Source organism: Streptomyces sp. NPDC002476 (assembly GCF_042889785.1).
GTDB lineage: Bacteria > Actinomycetota > Actinomycetes > Streptomycetales > Streptomycetaceae > Streptomyces.
The window spans coordinates 1-5,436 of sequence record NZ_JBIARH010000091.1 but is presented as its reverse complement, the minus strand read 5'-3'; the positions used below and the strand labels follow the sequence as shown (position 1 = coordinate 5,436).

The 5,436-nt window shown below is 63.8% G+C and carries 5 protein-coding genes; 4 read left to right on the top strand and 1 reads right to left on the bottom strand.

Going from position 1 to position 5,436, the window contains the following annotated elements:
* The coding region (locus ACFYXM_RS36810) for a transposase (protein ID WP_389296185.1) at positions 1-801 on the bottom strand (801 nt) is incomplete at its 3' end.
* 747 nt (positions 802-1,548) lie between these two features.
* On the opposite strand from ACFYXM_RS36810, the gene ACFYXM_RS36805 reads away from it, so the two are divergent.
* From ACFYXM_RS36805 to ACFYXM_RS36790, 4 genes are all read left to right on the top strand, one after another.
* Positions 1,549-1,704 (top strand): DUF6131 family protein, encoded by a 156-nt coding sequence (locus ACFYXM_RS36805; protein WP_164495245.1) that lies wholly within the window; start codon positions 1,549-1,551, stop codon positions 1,702-1,704.
* A gap of 112 nt (positions 1,705-1,816) precedes the next feature.
* Positions 1,817-2,263 carry an SRPBCC family protein gene (locus tag ACFYXM_RS36800; RefSeq protein ID WP_389296182.1) on the top strand — a complete coding sequence of 149 codons (447 nt, stop codon included), beginning with the start codon at positions 1,817-1,819 and terminating at the stop codon, positions 2,261-2,263.
* A gap of 1,124 nt (positions 2,264-3,387) precedes the next feature.
* Entirely contained in the window at positions 3,388-4,080 is a 693-nt protein-coding gene (locus tag ACFYXM_RS36795; RefSeq protein WP_389296180.1) for a histone protein, read from the top strand.
* A 6-nt stretch (positions 4,081-4,086) separates the two neighbouring features.
* Positions 4,087-5,106 (top strand): SRPBCC family protein, encoded by a 1,020-nt coding sequence (locus tag ACFYXM_RS36790; RefSeq protein WP_389296178.1) that lies wholly within the window; start codon positions 4,087-4,089, stop codon positions 5,104-5,106.
* Positions 5,107-5,436: the final 330 nt, after the last annotated feature.

Genomic DNA, 5,436 nt, shown 5'->3' with positions numbered 1-5,436 from the left:
GGAGAAGTAGGTGAGGATCCCGCGTGAGCGCAGGGCCCGCACGTGCTCCAGGAACGCTTTCGCTCCTCCGGCGCTGTCCGCGCGGATGAGGATGGGTGTGCCGTGGCGGTGGGCGTCGGGGATTTGGGCAAGCGCCTGGTCGAGGACGGTGATGTGGTCGGCGGCGGTGTTGGCACCGGCGTTGCCGGGCCTGAGGACTCCGGCCAGGGCTTCGCCGGTGTTGTCCAGGAAGCACATCAGCGGGTGGTAGCCGAAGCCGCGCTTGTAGGTCGCCGCTGCCTGTTCTTTCTCGGAGTGGCAGGTGACCAGGGTGGCGTCGATGTCCAGTACCAGGCCGGGCAGGTCGCGTCCGCCCGCGCGGGCTGCGGGTATCCCTGCCCTGGTCTCGGTGGCCTGCAGCCAGGCGATCTCCCGGGCGGTGGCTCTGGCCGAGCGCAGGCGGGCCAGTGCAGCCGAGTCGATGCCGGCCAGCAGGCGCCAGGCGGTCGGGGTGGAGGCGACAGGGCCGAACACCTCGCCCTGGTCGCGCAGCAGGGCCAAATCTGCTATCGCCTCACCGCCGTCGGCGAGCATGACCGCGAGATCGACCGCGATCCGGCCGGGATCGTGCCCGGTGCCACGTGATCGCAGCCAACGCAGAGCGTCCGTGAAGGCGCTGGTCAGGCCAGTGACATCAGCGAGATCAGCCAGCAGGCGGGACCCGGCGTGGCTGACCACCCCGTGACCGTCGGCCGACACGACGAGCTTGGGGCGCGACCGAGTAGGGTGCACGCAGAAAGTGCCTTCCTGCTGTGATGACAGAGACCTTCGACAAGCCTCATCTTCCCAGCTCAGAAGGCACTTTCGCTATTCCGGCCAAGACTCGGACACCGCCACAAGTGAAACACGCAGGCTAAGGGCTGTCCATGGGGATTGGTGAGGGTTATGGCACGAGTGTGGTGATCTTGAACGAGTGAGGCCTTCTGGTTCGGTGTGGACTGCGATACCTCCCCGGCAGGAGGCTCTCCTGCGGGGCTGCCAAACGAGCGGTGCAGCTCACGTTGTTGAGGCATCTGGTGGGCTGCTGAGAGACGGCCTGCCTTCGTAGGGTGATGTCGAAGGCGTGCAGTGCGGCCATTGTTGGGGAAGGACCGCGGGCCTTGACCGCCCGGCAGAGGCTTCTGCCGCTGACGCACGGTCTTCGGCTCGAACGCGCCTTCACGGTCTCTGGGCACGGCGGTCTTCATGGGGTCGAAATATCGGTCAGTACCGTCTTGGAGTGGGTTCCGTTACGCGAGATGCCGCCATAGAGCGTCGTGCAGACGGGGTCATACCCCTCGATTTGAATCGCGCTTTCAGGATGATTGTCGGAGGCTGATGCGTCGCGTCATGGCATCGCTGGTGACGAGCGCTCGGGCGATGATGACGGCCATACGGAAGCACCGGATGTGCCTGTCCTCGCGACATAGCCTTTTCCCCGGTCTGTTGGACGAGCTCCTCGCGCGGTCTGCATCGCCGTGCATACGTGTGAGGTGCATACTAAAAAGACTTGGGAGAACGGAGGACGCCATGATCATCCTCGGCGTCATTCTGCTGGTCATCGGTCTGGTGGCTGGCATATCGATCCTGTGGACCATCGGTATCGTGCTCGTCGCGATCGGCATCGTTCTTTGGATCCTGGGTGCCGTCGGGCATGCAGTGGGCGGTCGACGGCACTACTGGTAGTGCCGCTTACTCCGGCTCCTCGTGCACGCGGCCGCTGTGATGTCCAACGGCGGCTTTGATCCTGGCGTGCTCGGATGCCGCGTGCTATTCAGCGTCCCGGATGGGAGCACACATGGCTGTACGTCATCAGCTCATCGCCCGGGAACCGGCCGTGCTCTGGGCGGTTCTGGAGGACGAGAGCCGTTACGCGGACTGGGTGGTGGGGACCTTGGACTCCGCCCCGGACCACGGGCATTGGCCGGAAGTCGGATCGTCGATCAAATATACGACGCGTGTAGGGCCGAAGGAGTTCCACGGACGCACGACGGTCCGTCGTATCGACGCCCCGCGCGCACTGGAACTCGAAGTGCACGGAGGGCCTTTGGGTACGGCACGGATTGCTTTCGACATCCGGCCGTGGGGCGAGAAGACCCTGGTCATTCTCGACGAGCATCCGCTGCGCGGCCTGGGAGGGAGTCTCCACAACACAGTTGTCGACGCCTTTGCACAGATCCGGCACCGCAGCATGTTGCGGCGACTTGCGGAAGTCGTTGAAGGAATGCCTCAGGACACGGGGTGAGTGACAGGCTGAGAGGACCAGCCCCAACTGCTGGTCAGCTGCCTGGGTCCAGTCCAGTAGCTCAGCAAGACGCTCGGCTGGGGTTGACCAGTCGATCGTCTTTCGTGGTCGGCTGTTGAGTTTGGAGGGCACCACCTCCAGCTGCTCAGGAGTGTGGGACGAGTCAATGTCCGTGGGGAAATGCTGTCGCAGCAGGATGTTGGTGTTCTTCTTCGAGCCGCGCCGCCCGGGGCTAAGGGCTGTCCCGTAATCCCTGGCGGGCGCGCGACGACGGCTGCAGCACCTCGCCGCGTTGTCGGAACGTCCGCATACATCCGGTATGCGGACGCCCCTCCGCCTTACGATGCACCACATCCGACGCCGCACGCTGATCCACCATGGATTACGGGACAGCCCTTAGTCGTATAGCGGAAGTAGACCGAATATCTGTGGACTTGGTGCACGGCTGGTGGGCCGCCATCTCCACGCCCTGGTCACAGGGCAGGGAACGCCGAAGGCGCGGCGGAAGAGATTGGACGGTCGCGGCGAAAGCGTTACGTGTGGCCAGGAAACCGTGGCCACACAGCAGATGGAGGATGGGCTCGTGCCGTCGTCCGTTACACCCCCAAATCGGCGATCCCCACAGCAGCCGCCCACCCCGGCTGATGCGCCCGCTAGCTCCGCTCAAGGTGCGAGGCGCCCGATACCGGTCAGACTTGAATGCATGGCAGAAGAACGACAGCCCCGTGGCGAAAGCCACGACTTCCGAAAAGCGGCGGAGCGATTTGGAAACGCGCACCGCGAACACATCAAGCTGCGTATTACGGGCCTACTGCCTTGTTGGGACTTCGTCGCTGCTGCAGGCACTCACGTTGAGGCCGCCGGAGTCTGGCCATGAGACTGATCACGGGACTTCTCACGCTCCCCGTCGCACTGGTCCGTGGTCTGATCGGGGCGGCGGAAGCTCAGCGTCACTGCCGAGCGCGAACTGTACGACTCGCGAGTGTTCCGTGCCCAGCTGGCTGTACTGAACCGGGAACTTGAAGGCGGATATTTCGGCACGGAGGGAGTTCGAATTCGGGAAGAGGAAAGGCTGCTCGCCGGCTAGGTCGGCCCCGCACCGAACGATCGAAGGTGACCTACTCATGGATGACAAAGCCAAGGTGACCCTCGCGGCCGCAATAGTGGGCGGCTATGTGCTGGGCCGAACGAAAAAGGGCCAGCTGGCCCTGACCATTGCAACGTACCTGGCAGGGAGACGATTCGGCCTAGAACCCCGACAGCTTGCCGCCGAAGGGATGCGCAGACTAGGAGAGATTCCCCAGTTCGCCGAGCTGCAGGAGCAGCTGAAAGGGGAAGTCTTCGACTCAGGCCGTAAGGCAGTGGCTGCCGCCGCTGACCGGGGCATGAGTTCGCTGGCCGACGTCATCAGCGACCGTACGGCCCGACTCGGTAAGAAGCAGGATGAGGGGGAGGAAGAGGGGGAAGAGGAGGAGTACGAGCTGGAAGAGGAGGAACCGGAAGAGGAAGAGCCGGAGGCCGAGTACGAAGAGGGCCAAGCTGAGGAAGAGGAGGAAGAGGAAGAGCCGGAAGCGAGGCAGTCGAAGCAGCGTCGCAGTTCTCGTCAATCAGCCCATCCCAGAGGAGGCGCGGCGCGCAAGAAGGCCGCTCCCGCCCATGGGGAAAAGCCTCGGACGGCCAAGAAGTCTGCCGCCCGGAAGGCGGCCCCGGCAAAGAAGACGGCTGCGAAGAAAACTACTCCGGCCAAGAAGTCCGCCGCCCGAAAGACGACGCCGTCGAAGCGAGCAGCGTCCACGCGCGCCGATCGTCGGAGGTAGCCAGTCATGACCAGGACGAAAACAGACCAGCCCCCGGCACAGATGTCGGGTGCGGACCGGCTTCGAGAAGAGGCGTCCAATTTCCTCAGCGCACAGGTGGAGAGGCTCGCCGAGAAGGCGGGTGACAAACTTACCGATGTCACTGGGAAGCTCACCGATGTGGCCGAGAGTGGATCGCTTCTTGCGATCGGCCCCCGTATTCTCCAGGGCGATTCCCCACTGAAGGCATTCTTCGGAGAGAAAGCCAAGGGCGTCAAGGACAAAGTCGTGGGGAAGGTCAAGGAAGCGTTCGGCGGCGGAAAGGGTAAACGCAAGTCGAGCGGTGGCAAGGTCATGAACATCATCGAGGTTCTCGATGTGGGAGTGCCCCTGCGTGTCGCGTACGATTACTGGACGCAGTACGACCAATTCAGCAGCTTCGCGAAGGGCGTTCGCGACGTCTCGAAGAGCGATGAGATGTCCAGTGACTGGAAGGTCAAAGTCGGCCCTTCCTCGCGCAGCTTCAAAGCGACTGTCCAGGAACAGATTCCCGACGACCGCATCGTTTGGACATCCGAGGGGGCCAAGGGAACTACCCGTGGTGCGGTCAGTTTCCATGAGCTGGCACCCAGTCTGACTCGAATCGTCCTGGTCGTGGAGTACTACCCGTCCGGGTTCTTCGAGAAGACGGGCAACCTGTGGCGCGCCCAAGGGCGCCGAATGCGACTCGACTTCAAGCACTTTCAGCGATACGTCACCCTCGCCCAGGAAGAGCCCGAGGGCTGGCGCGGTGAAATCCGGGACGGTGAAGTCGTCGTGTCCCACGAAGACGCCATGGAAGACGAGGCCGCCGAGCAGGAGGACGCACAAGGCGAGGAGTCCGAGGACGAGGACTACGAGGAGGAGCCCGAGGAATACGAGCCCGAGGACGAGGACGAGGACGAGCCTGACGACGAGGGCGAAGAAGAAGGCGAATACGAGGAAGAAGGGGAGGAAGGAGAGGAAGAGGACGTAACCCCCTCCTGGGGGCGGGGACGACAGAAGTGACGCCGTAACTGGCGCCGCCTCAGCAGGGGGCCTACCCGTTTCGGGGTCGCAGACCACCAATCTCGTCGGGCCGCATCCTATCCAGATGGGTCGTGATCCGCCGCAGGACTTTGCGCGGCTTGGGCGTCGGCCGGTGCGCTATCCGGTTGGCTCGTCGGCGGACCGTCGTCGGTAGTGGCTGCGGCGGGCTGTTGCGTGCGGGGGGGGGTGCCCCTATCTGTTTCGTCAACCCTGGCGGGTCTGATTCATAGGGGTTCGCGCTGGTTTCCGGGAACGTCCCGCGAAGCGGGATGTTCCCGGCAGATCGGGTGCGGTGAGGGCAGGGTGGTG

Coding starts and splice junctions, on each gene's coding strand:
- ACFYXM_RS36805 (WP_164495245.1), top strand. CDS start 1,549: ATGATCATCCTCGGCGTCATTCTGCTGGTCATCGGTCTGGTGGCTGGC.
- ACFYXM_RS36800 (WP_389296182.1), top strand. CDS start 1,817: ATGGCTGTACGTCATCAGCTCATCGCCCGGGAACCGGCCGTGCTCTGG.
- ACFYXM_RS36795 (WP_389296180.1), top strand. CDS start 3,388: ATGGATGACAAAGCCAAGGTGACCCTCGCGGCCGCAATAGTGGGCGGC.
- ACFYXM_RS36790 (WP_389296178.1), top strand. CDS start 4,087: ATGACCAGGACGAAAACAGACCAGCCCCCGGCACAGATGTCGGGTGCG.